Origin of the sequence: Sphingobium boeckii (assembly GCF_014199215.1) — a bacterium.
GTDB lineage: Bacteria > Pseudomonadota > Alphaproteobacteria > Sphingomonadales > Sphingomonadaceae > Sphingobium_A > Sphingobium_A boeckii.
Window position 1 is genome coordinate 165,220 of record NZ_JACIJC010000002.1, and the last position, 21,923, is coordinate 187,142.

23 protein-coding genes are annotated in these 21,923 nt (G+C 62.6%); 16 read left to right on the plus strand and 7 right to left on the minus strand.

Annotation, left to right across the window (positions count from 1 at the left end; genetic code table 11):
* Positions 1-110 precede the first annotated feature (110 nt).
* Positions 111-563: a hypothetical protein gene (locus tag FHS49_RS05940; RefSeq protein WP_184016345.1), complete on the minus strand. Its 453-nt coding sequence runs from the start codon at positions 561-563 to the stop codon at positions 111-113.
* A gap of 166 nt (positions 564-729) precedes the next feature.
* Between FHS49_RS05940 and FHS49_RS05945 the strand changes: the two genes are divergently transcribed.
* The 10 genes from FHS49_RS05945 to FHS49_RS05990 all read left to right on the plus strand — a co-directional run bounded on the left by FHS49_RS05945 (position 730) and on the right by FHS49_RS05990 (position 10,743).
* Entirely contained in the window at positions 730-1,173 is a 444-nt protein-coding gene (locus FHS49_RS05945) for an RpiB/LacA/LacB family sugar-phosphate isomerase (RefSeq protein ID WP_184016347.1), read from the plus strand.
* Positions 1,170-2,483 (plus strand): serine hydroxymethyltransferase, encoded by a 1,314-nt coding sequence (gene glyA, locus FHS49_RS05950; RefSeq protein ID WP_184016349.1) that lies wholly within the window; start codon positions 1,170-1,172, stop codon positions 2,481-2,483. The genes FHS49_RS05945 and glyA overlap by 4 nt, the downstream gene beginning before the upstream one ends.
* Positions 2,484-2,486: 3 nt before the next feature.
* Complete coding sequence (nrdR, locus tag FHS49_RS05955; RefSeq protein WP_184016351.1) at positions 2,487-2,945, plus strand: transcriptional regulator NrdR; 459 nt, start codon at positions 2,487-2,489, stop codon at positions 2,943-2,945.
* Between the two features lie 83 nt (positions 2,946-3,028).
* Entirely contained in the window at positions 3,029-4,171 is a 1,143-nt protein-coding gene (locus FHS49_RS05960; RefSeq protein ID WP_184016353.1) for a TrmH family RNA methyltransferase, read from the plus strand.
* Positions 4,172-4,342: 171 nt separating this feature from the next.
* Entirely contained in the window at positions 4,343-4,957 is a 615-nt protein-coding gene (rpsD, locus tag FHS49_RS05965; protein WP_184016361.1) for a 30S ribosomal protein S4, read from the plus strand.
* 39 nt (positions 4,958-4,996) lie between these two features.
* Positions 4,997-6,706 (plus strand): M28 family metallopeptidase, encoded by a 1,710-nt coding sequence (locus FHS49_RS05970; protein ID WP_184016363.1) that lies wholly within the window; start codon positions 4,997-4,999, stop codon positions 6,704-6,706.
* A gap of 141 nt (positions 6,707-6,847) precedes the next feature.
* Positions 6,848-7,828 (plus strand): agmatine deiminase family protein, encoded by a 981-nt coding sequence (locus tag FHS49_RS05975; RefSeq protein ID WP_184016365.1) that lies wholly within the window; start codon positions 6,848-6,850, stop codon positions 7,826-7,828.
* Between the two features lie 104 nt (positions 7,829-7,932).
* The gene (locus tag FHS49_RS05980; RefSeq protein ID WP_184016367.1) at positions 7,933-8,664 is read left to right on the plus strand and encodes a hypothetical protein; all 732 of its coding nucleotides are present in this window, start codon (positions 7,933-7,935) and stop codon (positions 8,662-8,664) included.
* A gap of 7 nt (positions 8,665-8,671) precedes the next feature.
* Positions 8,672-9,160, plus strand: a complete 489-nt coding sequence (locus FHS49_RS05985; RefSeq protein ID WP_184016369.1) for an RNA pyrophosphohydrolase — start codon at positions 8,672-8,674, stop codon at positions 9,158-9,160.
* 92 nt (positions 9,161-9,252) lie between these two features.
* On the plus strand, positions 9,253-10,743 hold the full coding sequence (locus FHS49_RS05990; RefSeq protein ID WP_425502671.1) for a PAS domain-containing protein: 1,491 nt from the start codon (positions 9,253-9,255) through the stop codon (positions 10,741-10,743).
* A gap of 7 nt (positions 10,744-10,750) precedes the next feature.
* On the opposite strand, the gene FHS49_RS05995 is transcribed toward FHS49_RS05990, so the two are convergent.
* Positions 10,751-11,149: a response regulator gene (locus FHS49_RS05995; RefSeq protein WP_184016373.1), complete on the minus strand. Its 399-nt coding sequence runs from the start codon at positions 11,147-11,149 to the stop codon at positions 10,751-10,753.
* 231 nt (positions 11,150-11,380) lie between these two features.
* On the opposite strand from FHS49_RS05995, the gene FHS49_RS06000 reads away from it, so the two are divergent.
* Positions 11,381-12,304 carry a DUF481 domain-containing protein gene (locus FHS49_RS06000; RefSeq protein WP_184016375.1) on the plus strand — a complete coding sequence of 308 codons (924 nt, stop codon included), beginning with the start codon at positions 11,381-11,383 and terminating at the stop codon, positions 12,302-12,304.
* Here FHS49_RS06000 and trhO read toward each other — a convergent pair.
* Positions 12,292-13,239 (minus strand): oxygen-dependent tRNA uridine(34) hydroxylase TrhO, encoded by a 948-nt coding sequence (gene trhO / locus FHS49_RS06005; RefSeq protein WP_184016377.1) that lies wholly within the window; start codon positions 13,237-13,239, stop codon positions 12,292-12,294. The two genes, FHS49_RS06000 and trhO, sit on opposite strands and share 13 nt — an antisense overlap.
* A gap of 99 nt (positions 13,240-13,338) precedes the next feature.
* Between trhO and FHS49_RS06010 the strand changes: the two genes are divergently transcribed.
* From FHS49_RS06010 to FHS49_RS06025, 4 genes are all read left to right on the plus strand, one after another.
* Positions 13,339-14,547 (plus strand): hydrolase, encoded by a 1,209-nt coding sequence (locus FHS49_RS06010; RefSeq protein ID WP_184016379.1) that lies wholly within the window; start codon positions 13,339-13,341, stop codon positions 14,545-14,547.
* Positions 14,544-15,566: an arginine N-succinyltransferase gene (locus FHS49_RS06015; RefSeq protein ID WP_184016381.1), complete on the plus strand. Its 1,023-nt coding sequence runs from the start codon at positions 14,544-14,546 to the stop codon at positions 15,564-15,566. Before FHS49_RS06010 ends, FHS49_RS06015 begins: the two co-directional genes overlap by 4 nt.
* Positions 15,567-15,577: 11 nt before the next feature.
* Entirely contained in the window at positions 15,578-16,831 is a 1,254-nt protein-coding gene (locus tag FHS49_RS06020) for an N-succinylarginine dihydrolase (protein WP_184016383.1), read from the plus strand.
* Between the two features lie 94 nt (positions 16,832-16,925).
* Positions 16,926-17,156: a hypothetical protein gene (locus FHS49_RS06025; RefSeq protein WP_184016385.1), complete on the plus strand. Its 231-nt coding sequence runs from the start codon at positions 16,926-16,928 to the stop codon at positions 17,154-17,156.
* A 23-nt stretch (positions 17,157-17,179) separates the two neighbouring features.
* Here FHS49_RS06025 and FHS49_RS06030 read toward each other — a convergent pair whose 3' ends face one another.
* Complete coding sequence (locus tag FHS49_RS06030; protein ID WP_246350399.1) at positions 17,180-18,379, minus strand: hypothetical protein; 1,200 nt, start codon at positions 18,377-18,379, stop codon at positions 17,180-17,182.
* Between the two features lie 444 nt (positions 18,380-18,823).
* On the opposite strand from FHS49_RS06030, the gene FHS49_RS06035 reads away from it, so the two are divergent.
* Positions 18,824-20,044, plus strand: a complete 1,221-nt coding sequence (locus tag FHS49_RS06035; RefSeq protein ID WP_221240406.1) for a helix-turn-helix transcriptional regulator — start codon at positions 18,824-18,826, stop codon at positions 20,042-20,044.
* A gap of 8 nt (positions 20,045-20,052) precedes the next feature.
* On the opposite strand, the gene FHS49_RS06040 is transcribed toward FHS49_RS06035, so the two are convergent.
* Genes FHS49_RS06040 through FHS49_RS06050 form a run of 3 tightly spaced genes read right to left on the minus strand, consistent with a single transcriptional unit; the run spans position 20,053 to position 21,909 of the window.
* Positions 20,053-20,475 carry a flagellar biosynthesis protein FlgN gene (locus tag FHS49_RS06040; RefSeq protein WP_184016387.1) on the minus strand — a complete coding sequence of 141 codons (423 nt, stop codon included), beginning with the start codon at positions 20,473-20,475 and terminating at the stop codon, positions 20,053-20,055.
* Positions 20,465-20,779, minus strand: a complete 315-nt coding sequence (locus FHS49_RS06045; RefSeq protein ID WP_184016389.1) for a rod-binding protein — start codon at positions 20,777-20,779, stop codon at positions 20,465-20,467. The genes FHS49_RS06040 and FHS49_RS06045 overlap by 11 nt, the downstream gene beginning before the upstream one ends.
* Positions 20,779-21,909, minus strand: a complete 1,131-nt coding sequence (locus tag FHS49_RS06050) for a flagellar basal body P-ring protein FlgI (protein ID WP_184016391.1) — start codon at positions 21,907-21,909, stop codon at positions 20,779-20,781. The genes FHS49_RS06045 and FHS49_RS06050 overlap by 1 nt, the downstream gene beginning before the upstream one ends.
* Positions 21,910-21,923 lie beyond the last annotated feature (14 nt).

A 21,923-nucleotide genomic window follows, 5' to 3' on the forward strand; every position in this document is an offset into this window, starting at 1 on the left:
CGCGGACGGGCCTTTTAGCGGATTCTTTCGCTGCTCGGGAGGATTGGCAAAGGAACCGGCTAGCGATTCCCTACACCGCAATCAGCGACGTCTGTGTGACAAGGATCACATCAGCCGCGACAAAATCCTTCGGCCTGCTTGATCATCAGGCAATTGGGCTTGCCTGCCAGATATTTGAGACCTGTTTCGTCGCCCGTGGCGGCACGGATGGTTTCCTTGATGCCCGCCCGCATAAAGGTGATCACGTCGCCATCCGCCGTGCCCGCATAGCTGCCAGCACCATCCAGCAGGTTTACGGTGACCTTATAGCTTCCCGGCGCTTCGGTTTTCGCGATATCCAGCGCCAGTCCCTCGGGGCCGGTCCATTTGCCGATCCAGGCGTCGGTCACCGGAGCGTCAGCCATGCTTTCGTCATTCATCACGCCCGGCTCTTCATTGGCCGGAACATCCTCCATCGCCATCGCATTGTCGTCGATCACGGCCACATTATCGGCCGTGTCGGTCTTGGCGCCGCAACCCGCCAGAAGCAGCGTCGCGGCGGCGATCGAGAGGGTCAAGCGCATGGGCATATCCTTATTGTGCATTTGTCTTGCGTCGGTAACGCCCGGTTAGAGCGTTTGTGTCCTCCCCTGTCCAGACCTCGACGAACGGCAATCCATGGTGGCAATCCCGCCGGCTCTCGCCTAATGGGGGCGCATTCGAGTCACCACAGAGTCTTGGGAGCGCCACATGCGCATCGGTTTCGCATCGGATCATGCCGCGATCGACCTAAAAACGGTCCTTGCCGATTGGGCGCGCGAGCAGGGTCATGACGTGACCGATCTTGGCCCCGAAACCGCCGATCGCGTGGATTATCCCGATTATGGTTATAAGCTGGCCGCGCACATCGCCGCGGGCCTGTCCGATTTCGGCGTCGCGCTGTGCGGATCGGGTATCGGCATTTCGATCGCGGTCAATCGCAATCCCGCGTGCCGCTGCGCGCGGGTATCCGACAGTCTTTCCGCCCGCCTGGCGCGCCAGCACAATGATGCGAACGTGATCGCCATGGGCGCGCGGTTGACCGGCCCGGATATGGCGAAGGAATGCCTCGCCGAATTTCTCACCGCATCCTTTGAAGGCGGCCGCCACAGCGGCCGCGTCGATAAACTGTCCAATCCGCAGGAGGCCCTATGAGCACCAACCCCGCCAATCTGAACGATGTTCAGCCCGATGGATTCTTCACGCGCGGCCTGGCCGATGCCGATGCCGCCATCTTCGCCGGCGTGCGCCACGAACTCGCGCGCGAGCAGAACCAGATCGAGCTGATCGCTTCGGAAAACATCGTCTCGCGTGCCGTGCTCGAAGCGCAGGGCTCGGTCTTCACCAACAAATATGCCGAGGGCTATCCCGGCAAGCGTTATTATCAGGGCTGCGCGCCTTCCGACGAGGTGGAGCAGATCGCGATCGATCGCGCCAAACAGCTCTTCGATTGCGGTTTCGCCAATGTGCAGCCGCATTCGGGCGCGCAGGCCAACGGTGCCGTGATGCTCGCGCTCACCAAGCCGGGCGACACGATCATGGGCCTCAGCCTCGACGCCGGTGGTCACCTGACGCACGGCGCGCGTGCCGCGATGTCGGGCAAATGGTTCAACGCGATCCAATATGGCGTCCATCCCGAAACGCATCTGATCGATTTCGATCAGGTCGAGGCGCTGGCGAAGGAACATAAGCCCAAGCTGATCATCACCGGCGGCTCGGCTTATCCGCGCCACATCGATTTCGCGCGCTTCCGGGCGATCGCGGATGAAGTCGGCGCGCTGTTCATGGTGGACATGGCGCATTTCGCGGGCCTGGTGGCCGGCGGCGTGCATCCCACGCCCTTTGGCCATGCCCATGTCGTGACGACCACAACGCACAAGACGCTGCGCGGCCCGCGTGGCGGCATGGTGATGACCAATGACGAGGCGATCGCCAAGAAGATCAACTCGGCGGTGTTCCCCGGCCTGCAGGGTGGCCCGCTGATGCACGTCATCGCCGCCAAGGCGGTGGCGTTCGGCGAGGCGCTCCAGCCGGAATTCAAAAGCTATTCCAAGGCCGTGGTCGAAAACGCCAAGATTCTGGCGGCCACGCTCAAGGAGCGCGGCGCGAACCTCGTTTCGGGCGGCACGGATACGCATCTCGCGCTGGTCGATCTCTCCCCGCTGGGCGTCACCGGGCGCGATGCGGACGAAGCGCTGGAACGCTCGGCAATCACCTGCAACAAGAATGGCATCCCGAACGACCCCCTGCCCCCGGTCAAGACCAGCGGCATCCGCGTCGGATCGCCCGCGGGCACCACGCGCGGCTTCGGCCCCGCGGAATTCCGCGAGATCGGCAATATGGTTGCCGATGTCCTCGATGGCCTGCGCAAGAATGGCGAGGCGGGCGACGGCCAGATCGAGGCCAATGTGCGTGAGCGCGTCCAGGCGTTGTGCAATCGTTTCCCGATCTATCCGGGTTTCTGATCGTTGAAGTGCCCCTTTTGCAGCCATGATGACAGCCAGGTGAAGGACAGCCGCCCCACTGAAGACGGGGCGGCCATCCGCAGGCGGCGGCAGTGCGAGGGGTGCGGCGCGCGGTTCACCACGTTCGAACGGATTCAGCTTCGCGAACTGACGATCGTGAAAAGCGAGGGCCGGCGCGAGCCGTTCGAACGCGAAAAGCTCGAACGCTCGATCGCCATCGCCTGCCGCAAACGCCCGATCGAACCCATCCGCATCGAACGCCTTGTGACCGCGATCCAGCGCCAGATCGAAACAAGCGGCGAAAGCGAGATCCAGGCCAATCGCGTGGGCGAGATGGTGATGGACGGCCTGAAGGCGCTGGACAGCGTAGCCTATATCCGGTTCGCCAGCGTGTATAAGGATTTCACGGAGGCCAAGGATTTCGAGGAATTTGCAGGATCGGTGAAGGAAATGGGGAGTTAGTCCTGTCCTTTAACCCCACACCGTCTATCCCGAGCGCAGTGGAGGGACTATGCCGAGCGCAGCCGAGGCTCTAATGGAAGCGCATGAGCTTTTTTACCTATATGCTGCGTTGCGCCGATGGCAGCTATTATGTCGGCCATACTGAAAACCTGGAGCATCGCATCAGCCAGCATCAGCATGGCGAGATTGAGGGCTATACCCAAAAGCGCAGGCCGGTCGAACTGGTGTGGTCCGAAGATTTCCAGACACGGGAACAGGCGCTGACCGCCGAATCTCAGATCAAAAACTGGTCTCGCATCAAGAAAGAAGCGTTGATCAAAAGCGATTGGGCACAATTGGCGCATTTTTCCAAGCCGCCCAGCCGCAGAATCCCTCGACACGATGTCTCGACAAGCTCGACATCTGCTCGGGACGAACGGGAGGGGGAAGCCCATTCCTCGTCCATTCCCCGCCCCGTTGGTGTCGAGCCAGCATCGAGCGAAGCCGAGATGCGCGGTCGAGACAGATTGGCCCCGCCGCCCGCCATCGTTCTCGTTCGCCCTCAGCTCGGCGAAAACATCGGCAAAGCCGCCCGCGCGATGCTCAATTTCGGGCTGACCGAGTTGCGGCTCGTCGCTCCGCGTGATGGCTGGCCCAATCCGTCTGCCGGCCCGGCCGCATCGGGCGCGGATATCGTGCTGGCGAACGCCACCGTATTCGAGACCGTGGCCGAAGCCGTGGCGGATTGCCCGCATGTCTACGCCACCACGGTGCGCAAGCGCGGGGTGACCAAGCCCGTCGTCACGCCCGAAGACGCCGCGCGGGAAATCCGCAGCACGGCCGCCAAATCCGCGATCCTGTTCGGGCCGGAACGCTCCGGCCTCGAATCCGACGACGTCGCGATCGCGCGCAAGATCATCACCGTGCCGATCAACCCGCAGTTTCAGTCGCTCAATCTGGCGCAGGCCGTGATGCTTGCGGTGTATGAATGGTCGAAGGGCGAAGCGCTCGCCAGCCCGCCGACGATCGAGATCGAGCCGCCCGCGCCGCAGGACGAGCTGGACGGCATGATCGCGCAGCTCGATGCGATGCTCGTCACATCCGGCTTCTTCTTCCCGCCCGATCGCACCCCGGTCACGCGCCGGATGCTGCGCACCCTGCTCACCAAGCCCGGCTGGAACAGCGGCGAGGTGCGCACATTGCGTGGCGTTCTCTCCAGCCTGGCCGCGCCCAGGGACAGAAGCTGACCGCACATTCTTGACTCTGCGCGGCAGCCGGTCTAACGGCCCCGCTTCGCAATTGGCCCCGCACCTCGGTGAAGCGGTGGCCCTATCGGACTCTTGTTCCGCATAGAGCGACGTACCGGGAACAACCTGCCCCTCGGGGCAGGAGACGTTGTAGCAATTGAAGGACACACTATGTCGAAGCGTAACGCATCCAAGTATAAGATCGATCGCCGTCTGGGCGAAAACATCTGGGGTCGGCCCAAGAGCCCGGTCAACAAGCGCGAATACGGCCCCGGCCAGCACGGCCAGCGCCGCAAGGGCAAGGTCTCCGATTACGGCATTCAGCTCCGCGCCAAGCAGAAGCTGAAGGGCTATTACGGCGAGATCACCGAGAAGCAGTTCAAGAAGAACTATACCGAAGCATCGCGCATGAAGGGCGATACCTCGCAGAACCTCATCGGTCTGCTCGAGCGTCGCCTGGATGCCGTGGTCTATCGCGCCAAGTTTGCGCCGACGATCTTCTCCGCCCGCCAGATCGTGAGCCATGGCCACATCTTCGTGAACGGCGTTCGTTGCAACATCGCTTCGCGTCTCGTGAAGCCGGGTGACGAAATCAGCCTCGGCAAGAAGGCGCAGGAAATGGCGCTGGTGATGGAAGCGCAGAGCCTCGCCGAGCGTGACATCCCCGATTATGTCGTGCCCGATGGCAACACCAAGGTGACCTACACCCGCGTGCCGTCGCTCGACGAAGTGCCTTATCCGGTGAAGATGGAACCCAATCTGGTCGTCGAATTCTATTCGCGCTGATCGGTTTCACCCGAAGCAAAATCGAAAGGGCGGCCCGCAATGGCCGCCCTTTTTCGTTGTGCGCTCCCGCGACCTTCGCCAAAAGCGGTCTCATATGAAACATTTCGGAGACCTGCGTTGATCCGCTCCACCACCGCCCTGTTGGCCTTCGCCCTGCTTTCGAGCACCGCGCTCGCAAAAGCGCCCGATATCTCGCTCACCACGCTGAAGGACGTCACCAAGACGCTTTCCGATGACAGTTTCGAAGGCCGCGCGCCCGCGACGCCCGGCGAGGAAAAGACGATCAAGCTCATCGCCGACCGCTTCGCCAAAGCGGGCCTGAAGCCCGGTAACGGAACAAGCTGGTATCAGGATGTGCCGCTGGTGGAGATCACCGCGAAGAATATCTCTCCCATGACGTTCACCGGCGGCAAGACGCCCGTCTCGCTCGCCTTCAGCACCGATATGGTGGTGGGCACCAATCGCGTCGTGCCGCATGTCGATGTGACAAATAGCGATACCGTATTCGTCGGCTATGGCATCAATGCGCCCGAAAAGGGCTGGAATGACTATGCCGGGCTGGACGTGAAGGGAAAGACCGTCATCATCCTGATCAACGATCCCGATTATCAGACCAAGACGCTCGACGGCGATTTCAACGGCCGCGCGATGACCTATTATGGCCGCTGGACCTATAAATTCGAGGAGGCCGCGCGTCAGGGTGCCGCCGCCGCGATCATCGTCCACGATACCGAACCCGCCGCCTATCCCTGGGGCGTGATCCAAGGATCCTGGGATGGCCCCCGGCTGGGCGCGGATTCGGCCGATGGCCATATGGATCAGTCTCTCGCGATTGGCTGGATGCAGCTCGATGCCGCGAAAAAGCTGATGGCCAGCGCAGGGCAGGATTTCGACGCGCTGTCCGCTGCCGCCAGGCAGAAGGGCTTCAAGGCGGTGCCGCTGGGGGTGAAGGCATCCGTGTCGTTCGACACCAGCATCCGCAAACAGGCTTCGAAGAATGTCGTCGGCCTGCTGCCGGGCAAGACGCGGCCCGACGAATATGTGATGTTCACGGCGCATTGGGATCATCTGGGCATCTGTCCGGCGGTGAAGGGCGACAACATCTGCAATGGCGCGGTGGACAATGCCAGCGGCACGGCGGGCCTGATCGCGCTGGCCGAAGCCTATGCCAAGGCGGGTGCGGCAGACCGCTCGATGCTGTTTGTGGCGGTGACCGCCGAGGAATCCGGCCTGCTCGGCTCGCAATATTATGCCGAAAACCCGCTGCATCCGCTGGGCAAGACCGTGGGCGGCGTGAATATGGACAGCCTCAATCTGTTCGGCCGCACCCGTGACGTGACCGTCACCGGTCCCGGAAAATCCGAATTGGACGATTATCTGGCGCGCGCCGCCAAAGCGCAGGGGCGTGTGATCACGGCGGAATCCACCCCGGAAAAGGGGCATTATTACCGTTCGGATCATTTCAGCTTCGCCAAGCTGGGCGTGCCGATGCTGGCCGCGGGCAGCGGCGACGATCTGGAAAAGGGCGGCACGGCAGCCGGCATGGCGGCCGCCGAGGATTATGTGACCCATCGCTATCACAAGCCCCAGGATGAATATAATCCCGATTGGGACTGGGGCGGCGCTGTGCAGGATCTCCAGCTTTATTACACGATCGGCCGCGAACTGGCGGACAGCGATGCCTGGCCCAATTGGATGCCGACTGACGAATTTCGCGCGATCCGCGACAAGAGCCGCGCTGGGCAGTAGAGACGCTGTTCCAATGGCCTAAACCTCTCCGTCATGCTGAACTTGTTTCAGCATCCATTTATCCGCCGCACGATGGTCGGGACTTCCAAATGGACCCTGAAACAAGTTCAGGGTGACGGCTGAGTCTGATGCGAGAGAGTGATGACCAAAACCATGCTTCCCGAATGGGCACCGCACGCGCGCGTGTGGATCGGCTTTCCCAGTCATGATGCGGAATGGCCGGGCGTGATCGATGCCGCGCGGCGCGAAGTCGCGGCCTTTGCCAATGCGGTTCATGCCGATGGCAAGGGCGAAGCCGTCCACCTGATTGCCGCCAATGCCTCCTCGGCCGAAGCCGCGCGCGCGCTGGCCGCGCCCGGCGTGATCGTGGAGGAGCATCGTTTCGGGGATATCTGGCTGCGCGATACCGGCCCGATCATCGTCGATACGGGTACCGCCCGCGAAGCCCGAGATTTCGGGTTCAACGGATGGGGCGGCAAATATGAGATGCCGGGCGACGAGGATATCGGTTCACGGCTTGCCGCCACGATAGCCCTGCCCGTCACGCTCTGCCGCTGGGTGTTCGAAGGTGGCGCGCTCGATGTGGATGGCACCGGCCTGGCCGTCACCACCGAACAATGCCTGCTCAACACGAACCGCAATCCCGACCTCACCCGCGAAGATATCGCCGCGCGGCTTGAGGATGCACTGGGCGTGACGCGCATCCTGTGGCTGGGCGATGGCCTGCTGAACGATCATACCGATGGCCATGTCGATAATCTCGCGCGCTTCGTGGCGCCCAATGTGCTGGCGGTGCCTGCGCCAGAAGGCGATGACGATCCCAATGCGGCCATCTATGCCGATGCCCGCGTGCGCGCGGCGGCGATGGGGATCGAGACGGTTTCCATCCCCTCCCCCGGCCTCGTCCGGCGCGATGGCGAAATCATCCCGGCGAGCTACATGAATTTCTACATCGGCAATGCCGCCGTGGTCGTCCCGCTTTATGGCGCGCCCAATGACGAAGCGTCGATCGCGGCGATCCAGAGACTTTTCCCCGATCGCCATGTCACCGGCCAGCGCGCGGATCACATATTGGTCGGCGGTGGCAGCTTTCATTGCATCAGCCAGCAGGTGCCGATCTGAAGCAATACTTCAGGGATAGGGCTGGCGCTCTGGCAACATACAGAGGTATCGTGCCCCAGGACGAAGCCACGATAATGCGCTCCTGACAGGATAAGGATTTGCCCATGACGATGATCCGCGCCGCTTTGGCTCTGGCCTGCCTGTGCCCCTTCAACCCCGCCCAGGCGCAGATCGATAGCCCCCAGGCGATCAAGGCGCAGGCCGACGCCATGCGCGCCGCCCTGAAGCAGAGCCCCGTCAAGCCCGTGGGCATGACCCTGGGCCTATATGGCAAGGTGCTGACCTTCGACATGCTCCGTAATTTCGTGCCCGTGTTCAAGGCGCAGAATGAACGGCAATTCCTGTTCGAATTCGCGCCGGATGGCGAAACATCGGAACGCTGGTCCCGGCTGGTCACCGTGACATCGGTCAAGGGCGGCGGCGCTGCCCGGCTGGACAATGCAGCGCTGGCGGCGCGCCTTTTCCGCAATGAAGCCGGCTGCGCCGCCGGTTTTTTCTACAAGGTTCTGGAGACCCGCGATCTCGGCAGCGGACTGTCCATGGCGATGATCTCCAAGGGCTGCGGCAAGGTGGCTGCCAATGCCTATCCCGGCGCTGTGGGCAATAGCGGCGAACAAAATCTGGTGCTGCATTATCGCGACGCGCAGAATGTCTATTCGGTGCAATATGCCATAAGGGGAAAGGGCTTCGCCCCGGCGACCCCACCCATTCCGGACGCCGCGGCGCGCGCGCAACTGGCCAAATTCGGCACCGTGCGGCTCTGCGCGCCCAATGCGACGGATGCAGCGTGCCGCACAGCGCTCATGCTCGACAAAAGGAGCAAAACCGGCCAGTGACGCGCGGATGAGCATCGATCCTGAAACCCTGCCCTATCGTCCCTGCGCGGGCGTCATGATCCTCAATGCGGAGGGCCAAGTCTTTGTCGGCCAGCGGCTCGATAACGTCGTCGAGGCGTGGCAGATGCCGCAGGGCGGGATCGATCCGGGCGAAGATGCAGAGACCGCAGCGCGGCGCGAAGTGGGTGAGGAAACCGGCATCGCCCCCGAACATATCCAAATTGTCGCCCAAGCCCCCGATGAAATGTTTTACGATCTTCCGGCCGAACTCGTCGGGCGGATCTGGAAAGGCAAATATCGCGGCCAGCGACAGATCTGGTTTCTCGCGCGCTTCACCGGCACCGATGCGGATGTGAACATAGAAACCGAGCATCCCGAATTCCGCGCCTGGAAATGGGCGGACCCCGCCGACCTCCCCGCATTGATCGTGCCGTTCAAAAAGGCGCTCTACGAGGACATTCTGGCCGCATTCGCCCCGCATCTGGACCGCGCCTAGATCGTTGACGTCGCGGAACCATTGCCGCTTTGTGGCGTATGTGCCATGGTAGCCTTGCTGTTCGCTCCCCTCTGTCCTGGAGCCCGTCTCTCTTGAATTTCGATGAAGAACAGCGCCTGCGCGTTTTCGAAGAATATGGCATTCTCGATACCGCGCCTGAAAAGCCTTTTGACGATATCGTCGATTTCGCCAGTGCCTTGTGCGAGACGCCGATCGCGCTGGTAAGCTTTGTCACGTCCGATCGGCAATGGTTCAAGGCGCGCCACGGACTGGACGCGACGGAAACGCCCCGCAGCCAGTCCTTCTGCGCCTTTGCAATGCTGGAAAACGAGATTTTGGTCGTCCCGGACGCGACGCTCGATCCGCGTTTTTCGGATAATCCGCTGGTCACATGTCGGCCCGATATCCGCTTCTACGCAGGAGCGCCGCTGGTCTCGCCTGAAGGCATTCCTCTGGGTTCCTTGTGTGTGATCGATACAGCGCCGCGCGAACATCTCACCTCGCTGCAGTCCATGGGGCTCGAAGTGCTCGCCGCGCAGGTGATGACCCAGCTCGAACTGCGCCGCCGATTGCGCCGCCAATTGGCTGACGACCGCCGCCTGCGCGAAAGCGAACAGGGCTTCCATGTGCTGGCCGACACGATGCCGCAAATGGTGTGGTCCACGCTGCCCGATGGCTTTCATGATTATTATAATGCGCGCTGGTATGAATTCACGGGCGTTCCTGCCGGATCGACCGACGGCGAGGGTTGGAACGACATGTTCCACCCGGACGATCAGGATCGCGCCTTTAAGCGCTGGAGCCAGTCGCTGAAAACGGGCGAACCTTATGAGATCGAATACCGGCTGCGACATCACAGCGGTGAGTATCGCTGGACCTTGGGACGCGCGATGCCGATCCGCGATGATGCCGGCCACATCGTCCGCTGGTTCGGCACCTGCACGGATATTCACGAAACCAAGAGCATCGCCGAGGAACGCGAAATCGTCGCGCAGGAACTCAGTCACCGGATCAAGAACATCTTCGCCGTCATAGCTGGGCTGATCAACCTTTCGGCGCGCACCCGGCCGGAGATCAAACCCCTTGCTGACGATCTGCGGACCCGCATCCAGTCGCTCGGCCGCGCCCATGATTTTGTGCGGCCTCATAGCCGGGAGTCGCGCCCGTCCGAGGATCCGGCCAATCTGCAGGGGTTGCTGGGCGCATTGTTCGAACCCTATGGCGATGCCGACGGCCGCGGTGTTCACATCGAGGGCGACAATCCAGCCATTGATGACCGCGCCGCCACCCCATTGGCACTGCTTTTCCATGAACTGGCGACCAATGCCTCGAAATATGGTGCCCTTTCGCGCGCGCGTGGCCGGGTCGATGTCAGCATCGAAGTGCGTGACGATGATTGCTTGATAGATTGGCGCGAGCATGGCGGCCCCGCTATAGGCACACGGCCGGAGTTGACGGGCTTCGGATCGCGGCTCATCCAGCTCAGCGTAAGAGATCAATTGCGCGGAGACATCGTCAAATCGTGGGACGGTGACGGGCTGCACGCACGGATCACGATCCCGCTGATCTCGCTGTCGCGTTGATCCTGATTTAGTTGAAGAGATGCAGTCCGGGCGGCGGCGAGACATCGCGGGCGGCGTCTCGCATGGTGATATAGCTTACCGTGGCGGAGATTCCCTGATCCGAAAAGGGTTTGGTCAGGACCCCCATCGTCCCTTCAACGCCATCGCCCAGAAGCGAGGGGTTGGCCGTCACAAAGATCACGGATACCCCATAATCGCGCGCCAATGTCCGCCCGATCATCGGCCCGGTCTGGCCGTCTCGCAAATTGATATCGACCAGCGCGAAATCGACGTCTGCCGCCATGCTGAGTGCCGATTGACTGTCTGCCGCGATCCCGACGACCTCGATCCCCAATTCGCGCAAGGCATTCTCGATGTCGAGCGCGACGAGGATTTCGTCTTCAACAATGAGGGCACGGCGTTTCATGAGCGTCTTGGTTCCAGTTTGATGTTCACATCTCAAAATGCACGAAAACGAGATTGTTTCCCGATTTTCCTTAACACCGATCAAGATTTCGAGAATCTGGACCAAGATCTGAATGGGACTTTGATCACCACTCAACCATCTCCCGGTGCTGCCTGCCGCACGCGGCCTTGCTCTTGCCGCATTGCAACGTAAAATCGTGACTGCAATTTGCACGCTCGGGAGACATTGTTGATGCGCGCGCTGCTGGCCGCTTTTCTCGCTCCGGCATTTTGCTGTGCAGCGCCCGCCGCGGCCATGCCTCATGCGGTCAGGGTCATGCTCGATGCCGCGGTTGCGAGTGGCGACGATGCGGAAATCGCGGCCATCGCGAAATATGCCAAGCTGGCAAGTCCCGATGATATAGCGACGATCGACGCGGTAGTGGCCGCACGCAAATCCGGTCTGCCCCAGCCGGTCATGCCGTCCTTGCAGGTCGCGGCGGTTCAGCCGACGCTGTACCCGGCCGCTGTTCCGCTTATTCCCTGGAAGGGCAGTGCGGAACTAGGGGGCTTTCTCGCGACTGGAAATAGCGAATATATCGGGGCCACCGCCGCGGTAAACGTATCGCGGGAAAGCGCGCAATGGCGACATAGCGTGATCATCCAGGGCGATTATCAGGAAAGCGACGGGATCACGACGCGGCAGCGCGTGCTGACGTCCTGGCAACCCCGCTACAAGTTCAGCGAGCAGGGCTTTGCTTATGGCCTTGCCCAATATGAGCATGATCCCTTCCTGGGCTATGACAGCCGTTATACTTTATCCGGCGGCATGGGTTATCGCGCGATCGGCGGCGAGCGCCTGAAGCTCGATCTGGAGGCCGGGCCGGCGCTGCGTCTCACGCAGTTCAGCGAGGGCGGGTTCGAGCCGATGGTCGCCGGCCGCGGATCTTTCACGCTGGACTGGAAGCCGAGACCGGGAATTTCGTTCACCCAGAATGCGGCGCTCTATGCCGACGCCGTCACCAGCACGCTCAACGGGACGACGGCGTTCACCGCGAAAGTGGTCGGCCCGCTATCGGCCCGGCTGAGTTACAATGTGCAATATGAAAGCAACCCGCCCGACGGCCGGCGCACGACCGACACGCTGAGCCGCGCCTCACTGGTCTATGACTTCTGATCCGCCAGTGCGGTCTCAGCATCCCCGATATGCGTTTCGCCGCGGGCTTCGGCCAGTTCCACCTGCTTCTGGCGTTCGGCATAACGGGCGCGTTGCTGGGCATCGCGGGACCCTGCGCAGGCCGGGCAACTGACGCCTTCCACATATAGCGGCGAGGCGGCATCGGTGGCGCTGACCGGCGCGCGACAGCCCCGGCACAGCATGTAGCTGCCCTGCGCCACGCCGTGCCCCACCGCCACGCGCTCGTCGAACACGAAGCATTCACCTTCCCACAAGCTTTCCGCTGATGGCATCTGTTCGAGATAGGCCAGGATGCCGCCCTTCAGATGCGAGACATCCACTATGCCCTCGGCCTTGAGAAAGGCAGTCGCCTTTTCGCAGCGTATGCCCCCGGTACAGAACATCGCGATCCGGGGCTGCGCATCTTCACCCAGCGTCGCGCGGTAATCGCGAAACCAGCCGGGAAATTCGCCGAAATGGGTGGTGGCCGGGTTGATCGCACCCTGAAAACTGCCGATGCCGACCTCATAATCGTTGCGCGTGTCGATCACGATCACGTCGGGATCGCTGATCAGCGCGTTCCATTCGGTCGGCGCAACATAGCGCCCGGGATCGCGCGCATCCACGCCCTCCACGCCCATCGTCACGATCTCGCGCTTGATGCGCACCTTCATCCGGTGAAACGGCATCGTGTCCGCACTGGAATATTTGACCTCGAGCGCCGCACAGTCCGGCAAGGTCCGGAGATGATCGAGCACGGCTTCCACCGCGGTGGCCGCCCCTGCAATCGTTCCATTGATGCCCTCGGTGGCCAGCAATAGCGTGCCTTTCACGCCCTGATCTTTACAGAGCGCGAGCAAAGGATCGCGGAGAGCCGCGGGATCGGGAAAGGCCGCGAAACGATACAGCGCGGCGACACAAATATTCTGGGTCATGATGACGCGTCGCTTAGCGCGTATCGAGGCAGAATTGAAGCCGAAGCAGAGAGAGCCTTGCCCCTTCACCCCGGCCCCATAGATCACTAGAAGCGCCGGATGACACTTCTCTCCCATGCCGAGCAAGACGCGATCGAAACGGCCCGCGCCGCGCCGATGCTTGCGCAGGTGGAGCGCTGGGCCGCGATCAACAGCGGGTCACGCAATCTGGCGGGACTGGCGGCGATGGCGGAGCTGTTGGCAGACAGCTTTTCGGCGCTGCCCGGCGATTTGAGACTGGCGCAGCCCGATCCGGTCGAGAGCGTGACGCCGGATGGCATTGTCAGCATGATCGATCATGGCCGGCATCTGCATCTCAGCGTGCGACCCGATGCGCCGGTGCAGATGTTGTTTACCGGGCATATGGATACGGTGTTTCCCATCGATCATCCGTTTCAGCAGCTTGCGTGGCTGGACGAAGGCACGCTGAACGGTCCCGGCGTGGCGGATATGAAGGGCGGCATCGCGCTGATGCTGGCTGCGCTCCACGCCGTCGAAGCCTCGCCCGCCGCGTCCATTATCGGTTATGACGTGCTGATCAATTCGGACGAAGAAGTGGGTTCGGGGTCATCCGCCGCGCTGATCGCGCGATTGGCCAAGGGCAAATTGGCGGCGCTCACCTATGAGCCCGCGCTCCCCGATGGCACGCTGGCCGGCGCGCGTGCCGGCAGCGGCAATTTCTCGCTCATCGTGACGGGGCGCAGCGCCCATGCCGGGCGCAATCCGGAAGATGGCCGCAACGCCTTGGTCGCTGCAGCCGATCTCGCGCTGCGGCTCAAAAAGGCGGTCACACCCGGCCTTGCGGTCAATCCCGCGCGGATCGATGGCGGCGGTCCCAATAATGTCGTGCCCGATCATGCCGTGCTCCGCGTCAATTTCCGGCCCGCGACGTCGGCGGACAAAGCCCGGGCGCAGGCTCTGCTGAACCGTCTGGTGACGGACGTCGCGGCCGAGCATGATGTTCATATCCATCTCCATGGGGGTTTCGGTCGCCCGCCAAAGCCGATCGATCCCGCCGCCGAGCGCCTGTTCGGGCTGGTGAAGCAGGCCGGTGCCGATCTGGGCATCCCCGTCGCCTGGAAATCCACGGGCGGGGTTTGCGACGGCAACAATATCGCGGCGTGCGGGGTTCCGGTGGTCGATACGATGGGCGTGCGGGGCGGCGCGATTCATTCATCGGATGAATTTCTGATCGTGGAGTCGCTTGCCGAACGCGCCGCGCTGTCCGCGCTGACAATCATGCGCATAGCCGAAAGGGGATTGATTTGAGCTTCAGAATGCGGGCGGCACACGCCGGGGATCTCCAGCCGCTTTACGAGATGGCGAAGCTGACCGGAGGGGGGTTTACGAACCTGCCCGCCGATCGCACATCGCTGACCGACAAGCTCGAACGATCGGATGCCGCGCTTTCGCGCGATGACAATATGATTACCGACGATCTGTTCGTGCTGGTGCTGGAAAATGCCGAAACCGGAGAGGTGCGCGGCACCTGCCAATTGTTCAGTCAGGTGGGGCAAAAATGGCCCTTCTACAGCTATCGCATCGGCACGCTCACGCAGCACAGTCAGGAACTGAAGCGCACGTTCAGGGCGGATATGCTCACGCTTTCCACGGATCTGGAGGGGGCGAGCGAGGTCGGCGGGCTTTTCCTTCATCCCGGCGAACGGGCGGGCGGACTCGGTCTGCTGATCGCGCGCAGCCGCTATCTTTTCATCCGCGAACACCGCGCGCGTTTCGGGGACCGTATCCTGGCCGAATTGCGCGGGGTGATCGACGAGGCCGGCGGCTCGCCCTTCTGGGACGGACTGGCGGGCCGCTTCTTCGGGATGAATTTCCAGGATGCCGACGGGTTCAATGCGATCCACGGCAATCAGTTCATCGCCGACCTGATGCCCAAGCATCCCATTTACACTGCGATGCTGCCGGAAAGTGCGCGCGCCGTGATCGGCATTCCGCATCCCAGCGGCAGGGCGGCGATGCGGATGCTGGAGAATGAGCATTTCAAGTTCGATTCCTATATCGACATCTTTGACGGCGGCCCGACGATGACCGCGGAAACCGACAAGGTGCGCAGCATTATGGAAGCCAGGACCGCGCCGATCGTGGCAATCGCGAAAATCGGCGGGGACGGTGCCAAATCGCTTGTTTCCACCGGCCGGCTCGGTGATTTCGTCGCTGCTTATGCGCAGATCGAAAACCGCGTCGATGGCGTCGCGATCGATCCGCAGGGCGCAGCGCTGCTCGATGTGAAAATCGGGGATACGATCACCCATGTCTCGCGCTGGTGATGGAGTGCTGAATGCCGCTCACTGAAATCAATTTCGACGGCCTGATTGGCCCGACCCATAATTATGCGGGTCTCAGTCTCGGCAATCTGGCCTCTGCCAAGAATGCCGGCGGGATATCCCAGCCCCGCGCCGCCGCCTTGCAGGGGCTGGCCAAGATGCGCGCCAATCTTCGGCTGGGCCTGACGCAGGGGCTGTTGCTCCCGCATGACCGCCCCAATCTCGATTGGCTCGCATCGCTGGGCACCAATCTGGCGGATGCCGCACCGCATATCCGCGCCTGTGCCTTTTCCGCTTCGCCCATGTGGGCGGCGAATGCCGCCACCATATCCCCCGCGCCCGACACGGCAGATGGCAGGACGCACCTGACGGTCGCCAATCTTCAGACCATGCCGCACCGCAGCCATGAATGGCCGGGCACACTCGCGCAGCTCCGGCTGGCCTTTGCCCATCCTGCTTTCGTGGTGCACGGCCCGGCCCCCGCCCCCTTTGGCGACGAGGGCGCGGCCAATCACATGCGACTGTGCCCGGATCATGCCGCACCGGGGTTTGAAGTGTTTGTTTACGGCCAGAGCGGCGGCCCCTTCCCCGCCCGCCAGCATGTCGAGGCCTCCAGAGCCGTCGCGCGCTATCACGGGCTTGATCCACAGCGCGCCCTCTTCGTGGCGCAGTCGGACGAAGCCATTGCGGCGGGGGCGTTTCACAATGATGTGGTCGCGGTCGCCAATGAGCGGGTTCTGTTCGCGCACGAACAGGCCTTTGCCGACAAGGCCGGATTCTTCGCCGATTTGCGGGCGATCATGCCCGATGTGGAAATCGTTGAAGTCCCCGCGGCGCGAGTCAGCCTGGCCCAGGCGATCCGTTCCTATCTGTTCAACGCCCAGCTCGTGACGCTGCCCGGCGGGGGTGGCATGGCGCTGGTCCTGCCCAGCGAAGCGCAGGAAACGCCCGCGGTATGGGCGTGGCTGGAAGAGCATGTCGCCGGCAATGGTCCGATCCGCCGTCTGATCCCCGTGGACGTGCGCCAGTCCATGGCCAATGGCGGCGGGCCTGCGTGTCTACGCCTGCGCGTGGTGGCCGATCCCGCCACGATCGACCCACGCTTCCTGCTGGATGAAGCGAAGATCGACCTGATCGAATCGCTCGTTTCGGGCCGCTGGCCGGAACGGATCACGCCATCGGATCTGGATGACTATAATTTCGCCGGGCATGTCCGCATGGCGCGGGCCTCGCTGCTGGCTTTGCTTGATCTGGAAGACCTCGCCTGACGCCAAGTGTCGGGCAATTTAACAGTTAACCTTAATCTTTAACGCGACCCCGGCCCATTGCGCCGCTGGCACGGAGTGTGCATTAACTTTTGGCATGTGGAAGCGCGTAAAACGTCTGTTCGTCATCAAGACCCGTTTCGAAGCCTGCCTGATCATCTACGCGCTGTCCGTCGGCGCGGCGGAGCGCGGCAAGGCTTACATGGTGCAATATCCCGGCTATGGCGGATGGCTGCTCGCCGCCGCCTGCACCGGCGCGGTGTTCATGGCCGGCGGGATGATCTTTGACGCCCTGGCTACAAAGCGCGCCGCCCAGCTTTCCGGCTGAGCGGCGGCTTCGCCCTCAAACGCTCAGCAGCCCGCGCCGATCGCGCCGGATAATATTCCGCCCAGGCCGCCCTTGCATTTCTTGCCCTTGGGCTTCGCGCCATCGTCGCCCGACATCGCAGCGCCCATGTCAGGTCCGCCGATCAGCCAGCTCGTATTCGAGCGGAAACGCACGCGCGTCGTCCATTCGGGCTTCCAGGCAGCCGCCGCATTGGCGGGGCGCGGCGGATAAGCGAAATGCGCTTCCGGGCCATAGGCATAGAGATTTCCCATCAGGAAGCCGGGCGATGCGGCCTTCACTTCGGCCGGAATGGTGCAACTCGTCTGCGTCGGCGGCATCACCACCTTTTCGGTGATCAGGCGGCGGACGGTTTCGGGTGGCAACCAGTCCCACAGCCCCCCGCCAAAATCGCGCGCGGCCGAGGATGTCCACCACACCATATCCGCCGAATCGCCGCCCGCGTCTTTCGCGCCCATCGCCCAGGCATAATAGCCCGTCGCATTGGTCACCGAATTCCAAGATAGATCGGCAGCGCCACCGGGCAGATCGCGCGCCTTGCCGTTGATCGCCGGCATGAAATCCTGGCCCAAGGTGAATTTGATCTCTGGCGCATAATTGCCCGCCACGCGATGTTCGCCGAGCAGCGACGACGCCTTGGTTGGTTGCTTGCCGCCCTTGTCACCAGGCCATGCACCATAAGTGCGGCTGTTGGTCAGCATCGGCCCGGTATCGGGCGTGGGCACCCGCGTGGTGAACAGGTTCGGCGGCATCTGGCCCTTGGCCAGCTTGGAGAAATCGATGATCACCGGCTGGCCCTTGCCCGCTTTCGCACCACAGCCCCAATAGAGCAGCAGCCGGCCCTTCGGCTTTTGAAACTGGTTGCTGTATTCCTTGTCCTTTCCCGGTTCGCCGGGTGTTGCCGGCTTCGGGCTGGTCAAAGGCAGCGCCTTGCCCATTTTCGCGCTCACCGGGGGAAAGTGATCGGCCTTGGGGGCACCGCCCGTGGGTGACAGGCTGGAGCCCAGGCGCAATTCGATCGACCGCGCCTCACGGTCTCCACCGCCGAACATCATGCTCATCGCGCCGCCCATGCCACCGCCCATCGCGGCCATGCCGCTGGTGGTGCTGACATCCATCACATAGCGGGCCATCGGCGCGGACGGGCCTGCGGCCATCCCTTGCACGATCACGGCGCAGCCAGCGCCGGCCACTCCCGCAGTCATAAGTGATACACGCGTCAAACGGTTCATAATTTGAAACCCCTTCAAGGACGCGACCCCTTTCGGATTGTTTAGCAGCGCCTTCGCGCGAAGCAAACCTTGGTCGCAGGGTGTGTTTTACACTGCGCGCGACCGGCCACAGTGATCGGCGTCACACGCGATCTCGCGCCGCACCCAGCAGCCTGTCGCACCCATGCAAAGACCCGTCCGCTGGCAAAGCGGATAGATTCGAGAAATTGGTCGAATCGTATCTGTCCTTTGTTAGCCGCTCCGTTTTGCAGCGTGGGGACGGACTCAGTGGAACGGTCCCACGTGAGCCAGGACTCCTTTCGGAGACGGAATGAATAAGCCTTATGGATCAACGAATTATTAACCTCAGCGCCCCGCTATTGAATTTGCGCCGCGACTCGGGCACCGCTGACTCGTGGGATTTTTGGGAGCCAAATCATGCGGCGTGAGCCTCCTTTAGTCGTGAAGGCGACGTCGAGATCGGCTGCTCCATCCAGGCCTGCCAAGAAGATCGAGCGCCGCAGCAACAGGCCGATCGTGGTCGATCCCTTCCGCGCCATCGTCTTTCCCAACAGAGTCAGAGAGCAGCGCCGCAATGCGACCATGCCGAAGCTGCTGCAATTGGCGGCCAAGCTGCCGCATATTCCCTATGTTCGCCTTTCGAAAATCGAGCGTGGAGAAGTCGTCGCCAAGGCGAGCGAGATCATCGCTATCGCCAGCGCGCTCGGCACCGGCCCCGATGATCTGCTGATCGACATCGGTGACGCCGGTTTCGACATCGCGGACTGGGCGGCCGGGTTGCAGGATTGGGAGGCCGTCGATCCCGAGGAAGACCGTTTCGCCGTCATGCTCGCCGCCGCCCTGCGCGCCCTGCGGGACAGGGATGGCGCACTGAGCATTGCCGTGCTGGAACGGGACTTCGGCATTGCACCCGTCATCCTCTCCCGCCTGGAGAATGCGCAAAAGCCGCTGTTGCGCTGGAACAGGCAAACGCTGGAGGCGCTGTATCGACTGTTCGGTGTGGCCGATGCCGCGGCGCTGCGCACGCATATCATCAGGCTTCACGAGAATGGCGCGCTCGATTCCTATCTGGGACTGATCGCGAACCCGGATCATCGGATCGAAAAGAGTCTGGCGAGGATTGCCGCGCTCCGGCGGGATTTGCGCGAGGGCAAGCCCGATCGGATCCCGAGCAAAACCCCACAACCGGCGCGCATCAAGCCTTTTGCTGCACCGTCTGAAAGCGCGTCATCTCCAGCGCCCGAACCAGCCATTCTCGCTGATGAGATGGTCACCGTCCGGTTGGTGCCCGTGTTCGGGGCGCCGCTGGTGGATGGCCTGATCGCGCGTATCCCAACGGGCGAGATGGTGGAAGCGCCGCGCAAGGCAGGGCCGGATGCCTATGGCCTTCGCGTCTGCCGAGCCACGCTGGGGCCGGGTCTGCCCGCGCGCACCGTGGTCGTTGTCGATCCGGGCCGTTTGCCCGCGAGCGGCGGGATCGTGGCGATCACCGAGGATGAAGGCCTACGCCTGTTGATGGTCACCTGTGATCGCAACGGCTGCATGACCGGCTATAGCCAAAACCCCGACCTCGAAATCGCCATGGACGGGCTGCCGCCATCCGCCGTCGGCACGGTGATCGCCGCCATTTACGAATAACGGCGCGTTCAATATTCCGAATTGATCGAGATGGGCGTGGCGGGATCGATCGGTGCCAGAATGCCGCTGGCGCTGTAGGTTTCAGCGCGACTTTTCGAAATGCGGCGTGCCTCGGCCTCGAATGCCGCCATCAGTTCCACGGAGAGATCGATCTGGCGTTCGAGCACGGCGGCGTTCGACGCCGATGCCGCGCCGAGCGCGATCAGTCCACCGGATAATCCCTCTTTCGTATCCTCATCCATGGTGTCGGCCCAGCCCGGCTGCGTCCGGTTCAGACGCGCCAGTTCGCCTTCGAGCAGGCCGGTCAACCGGATCTTCACGGCGGCCAATTCGGCCAGATCCTTTCCGCGCTCGCGCGCACTCAGCCGCTCGGTCTCTTCGCTCATGATAAGTGTCAGCGATGATATGATATCGACGAGGTTACTGGCCATCGGCATGGGCTCCCTGCATCCGGATGATCTGATCCATGACGGCGGGAGCCAGGCCGATGCCGCCCCGCCGCGCGATTTCCTTGCCCAGTTCCTCGGCCAGCACGCCGCGAAACATCTCTTCGCCATGCCCGCCGGAGAAGCCGTTATCGGTCTCCACCGTTTCCATCATGATCTTGGTCATCTCGCCAATGAACACGGATTCGAATTCGCGAGCTGTCGATCGGGCGTCATGCGCCGGCTGCGGCACGCGCGGCGCATGACGCTCCGGCAAAGGCTGGGCCGGCTGAACGGGCGACGCTTCCATCACTGCACCTCGATTTCGGCCTGCAGCGCACCTGCGCTGCGCAGCGCCTGAAGGATCGTGATCAGATCGCGCGGGCTCACGCCCAGCGTATTCAGGCCCGAGACCAGGGATTGAAGCGATGCACCGCCACCCACCATCGCGAGCGAGCGGCCGGAGCCATCGTCCACATCGATCTGCGTGCGCGGGAGAACCACCGTCTCCCCTTCCGAAAATGGCGCGGGTTGCGAGGCCACGGGTGTTTCGGTGACGCTGATCGTCAGGCCACCCTGGGCGATCGCGACGGGGCTGATCCGCACGTCGCTGCCCATCACCACCGTGCCCGACGATTCATTGATCACCACGCGCGCGGGCTGATCCACGAACACGGACAGATTTTCCACCTGCGCGACAAGATCGATCACTGACCCTGAAAAGCCGCCCGCCGGCTTCAACTGCACCGTCGCCGGATCCAGCACTTCGGCCGAACCGGGAACCTGACCGTTGATCACATCGGCAATGCGGTAAGCCGTCGTGAAATCTGGATTTTTCAGCGCAAGCTTCAGCGCGAGCGCGGATTTAAGCGCATAAGGCACTTCGCGTTCGACGATGCCGCCGCTGGCGATCCGCCCCGACGTGGAAACGCCGCGTGTCACGCTCGCCGCCTGCCCCTGCGCCTTGAAGCCGGACACCGCGAGCGATCCTTGCGCCACGGCATAGATCTCTCCATCCAGCGCGCGCAGCGATGTCACGACCAGAACCCCGCCCTGCAGGCTGGTCGCGTCGCCGAGCGCAGAGACCTGCACGTCGATCTTCGATCCGGCGCGCGCGAAGGGCGGCAGCGTGGCCGTGACCGAAACGGCCGCCACATTCTGCGTGCGCATCTGCGTGCCGCGGATATTGACGCCCATCCGCTCCAGCATCGCCTGCATCGTTTCTTCGGTGAACGGGATATTGCGCGTCCGGTCCCCCGTCCCCGGCAGACCGACGACGAGGCCATAGCCGACGAGCTGGTTGGACCGGACATTTTCGACGTCGACAATGTCCTTGATCCGCGAAGACGGCGCGGCCTGCACCGATGCGGTGCCGAGCAGCGCCAAGCAGACGGCAGCGATGGCCAGGGCTTTCGCCCGCAAATTCAGAAAGCGTTTCATCTCTTACCTTATAG

Excerpts from the sequence above, each read along its gene's own strand:
- FHS49_RS05940 (WP_184016345.1), bottom strand. The coding sequence starts at position 563 with ATGCGCTTGACCCTCTCGATCGCCGCCGCGACGCTGCTTCTGGCGGGT.
- FHS49_RS05945 (WP_184016347.1), top strand. The coding sequence starts at position 730 with ATGCGCATCGGTTTCGCATCGGATCATGCCGCGATCGACCTAAAAACG.
- glyA (WP_184016349.1), top strand. The coding sequence starts at position 1,170 with ATGAGCACCAACCCCGCCAATCTGAACGATGTTCAGCCCGATGGATTC.
- FHS49_RS05960 (WP_184016353.1), top strand. The coding sequence starts at position 3,029 with ATGAGCTTTTTTACCTATATGCTGCGTTGCGCCGATGGCAGCTATTAT.
- rpsD (WP_184016361.1), top strand. The coding sequence starts at position 4,343 with ATGTCGAAGCGTAACGCATCCAAGTATAAGATCGATCGCCGTCTGGGC.
- FHS49_RS05970 (WP_184016363.1), top strand. The coding sequence starts at position 4,997 with ATGGCCGCCCTTTTTCGTTGTGCGCTCCCGCGACCTTCGCCAAAAGCG.
- FHS49_RS05975 (WP_184016365.1), top strand. The coding sequence starts at position 6,848 with ATGACCAAAACCATGCTTCCCGAATGGGCACCGCACGCGCGCGTGTGG.
- FHS49_RS05980 (WP_184016367.1), top strand. The coding sequence starts at position 7,933 with ATGACGATGATCCGCGCCGCTTTGGCTCTGGCCTGCCTGTGCCCCTTC.
- FHS49_RS05985 (WP_184016369.1), top strand. The coding sequence starts at position 8,672 with ATGAGCATCGATCCTGAAACCCTGCCCTATCGTCCCTGCGCGGGCGTC.
- FHS49_RS05995 (WP_184016373.1), bottom strand. The coding sequence starts at position 11,149 with ATGAAACGCCGTGCCCTCATTGTTGAAGACGAAATCCTCGTCGCGCTC.
- FHS49_RS06000 (WP_184016375.1), top strand. The coding sequence starts at position 11,381 with ATGCGCGCGCTGCTGGCCGCTTTTCTCGCTCCGGCATTTTGCTGTGCA.
- trhO (WP_184016377.1), bottom strand. The coding sequence starts at position 13,239 with ATGACCCAGAATATTTGTGTCGCCGCGCTGTATCGTTTCGCGGCCTTT.
- FHS49_RS06010 (WP_184016379.1), top strand. The coding sequence starts at position 13,339 with ATGACACTTCTCTCCCATGCCGAGCAAGACGCGATCGAAACGGCCCGC.
- FHS49_RS06020 (WP_184016383.1), top strand. The coding sequence starts at position 15,578 with ATGCCGCTCACTGAAATCAATTTCGACGGCCTGATTGGCCCGACCCAT.
- FHS49_RS06025 (WP_184016385.1), top strand. The coding sequence starts at position 16,926 with ATGTGGAAGCGCGTAAAACGTCTGTTCGTCATCAAGACCCGTTTCGAA.
- FHS49_RS06030 (WP_246350399.1), bottom strand. The coding sequence starts at position 18,379 with ATGACTGCGGGAGTGGCCGGCGCTGGCTGCGCCGTGATCGTGCAAGGG.
- FHS49_RS06035 (WP_221240406.1), top strand. The coding sequence starts at position 18,824 with ATGCGGCGTGAGCCTCCTTTAGTCGTGAAGGCGACGTCGAGATCGGCT.
- FHS49_RS06040 (WP_184016387.1), bottom strand. The coding sequence starts at position 20,475 with ATGGCCAGTAACCTCGTCGATATCATATCATCGCTGACACTTATCATG.
- FHS49_RS06045 (WP_184016389.1), bottom strand. The coding sequence starts at position 20,779 with ATGGAAGCGTCGCCCGTTCAGCCGGCCCAGCCTTTGCCGGAGCGTCAT.
- FHS49_RS06050 (WP_184016391.1), bottom strand. The coding sequence starts at position 21,909 with ATGAAACGCTTTCTGAATTTGCGGGCGAAAGCCCTGGCCATCGCTGCC.